Annotated in this window: 1 protein-coding gene; it reads left to right on the top strand. The window is 50.4% G+C overall.

Going from position 1 to position 1,507, the window contains the following annotated elements; translation table 11 throughout:
- On the top strand, positions 1–1,507 hold a 1,507-nt coding region (locus A372_RS32530; RefSeq protein WP_036702482.1), incomplete at both ends, for a CurL C-terminal domain-containing protein.

Genomic DNA, 1,507 nt, shown 5'->3' with positions numbered 1-1,507 from the left:
AGCCCGTTCTATGTCAACCGGGAGCGGAAGGAATGGGCCGATCAGGATGGAAAGCGGAGACTGGGCGGAGTGAGTGCCTTTGGCATGAGCGGTACGAATGCACATGTGGTGCTTCAAAGCTATGGTTCGGAAAGCAGCGATAAGAGACGCGTCGCCCTGCAAGGGCCTATGCCTTATTACCTGCTCGCCTTCTCAGCCAAAACGCCTGAATCGCTGCAGAAGCGGATTCAGGATCTGACTGAGATGCTGGATGCGAAGCAGGAGATCGGGGCAGAGGAGCTATTCGCAATCAGTTATACGCTGTTAGACGGTAGGCAGCATTTCAACCACCGATGTGTGGTTGTCATTCGGGATCGTGAGGATGCCATTCGGGTGCTGAAACAGGCCGGGGGCAAGGAGCGCTTACCCAACCTGTTCCAGGGCTTGGTGGCGAAGAATTTTAACGGTCAGACAGCCATTCAGAAGTATGCGGAAGAGCTGCTGATACAAAGTAGGACGCTGCTAAGTACTCCGGATAAATATCAGGAGATCCTCTATGCACTGGCTGAGCTGTATTGTCAGGGCTATGAAATTTCCTGGAATGGCCTTTTTGGTGATTTTGGTGATACGGCACCTTGCCGAATCAGCCTGCCGACCTATCCGTTTGCCCGGGAGAATTACTGGGTACCGACAAAACAGCCATTCACGCAAAGGGGCCAGCGCGGTGTTATCCATCCGCTCGTGCATGAGAACACATCTGGACTTTCTGGCCAGCGCTTTAGTTCCACGTTTACAGGCGGAGAGGGTTTCTTGAGCAACGAAGGAATAGAGGGGCAAAAACGATTGCCAGAGGCAGCACATTTGGAGATGACGCGTGCGGCAGTAGCCCTTTCATTGGATGGCGGGGGCACAGGTATCCTGCTCAAGGATATCATCTGGAATGAACCGGTTATCGTGAGTGAGAAGGGAAAGCAAGTCCATCTGGCCCTCTATCTAGGTAACCATGATGAGATTGACTGGGAGATATACGAGGGATCAGAGGAAAAAGAAGGCGTTATCGTAAACAGTGAGGGAAAAGCGAAACGTCAGTCAATTGTCCAAGCAAGGCCGCTCGACATCAATGCCTTGCGGTCGCTTTGTTCCCATAAGATCAATATTCATACGGAGAAAGATAAAGAAAAAATCAATTCTCCACTTCCCGATTTCATGGAGGAGTTGTGGGCAGCTGAAGCGGTACCCGTTAAAGGTGCCGGACAGTTGTTGATTAAATTTAAACCGTCTGTTGCTGAAAGGGAGGAACAATATAAAGAAGCGGTGGTACTTGAACCGGCTCTATTGGAAGCCTGTCTGCACGCAGTGAATAAATATATGGGCAAGCAGGGGTCTACAGGAAGATTACTGGGCATGAAGGAATTAGAGGTTGTAGCTGAAGCCGGGTCCATGGTTTGGGCTTTCATCCGTATTGAAGAGGAAGGAACAACCAATGCAGGTGTGTGGAAGCTGAATATTGACCTGTGTGATACAAATG

Origin of the sequence: Paenibacillus sp. OSY-SE, from assembly GCF_000283315.1 — a bacterium.
In the GTDB taxonomy this organism is placed as follows: Bacteria; Bacillota; Bacilli; order Paenibacillales; family Paenibacillaceae; genus Paenibacillus_B; species Paenibacillus_B profundus.
The sequence above is the reverse complement of the archived record's forward strand: the minus strand, read 5'-3'. Positions and strand labels throughout refer to the sequence as shown.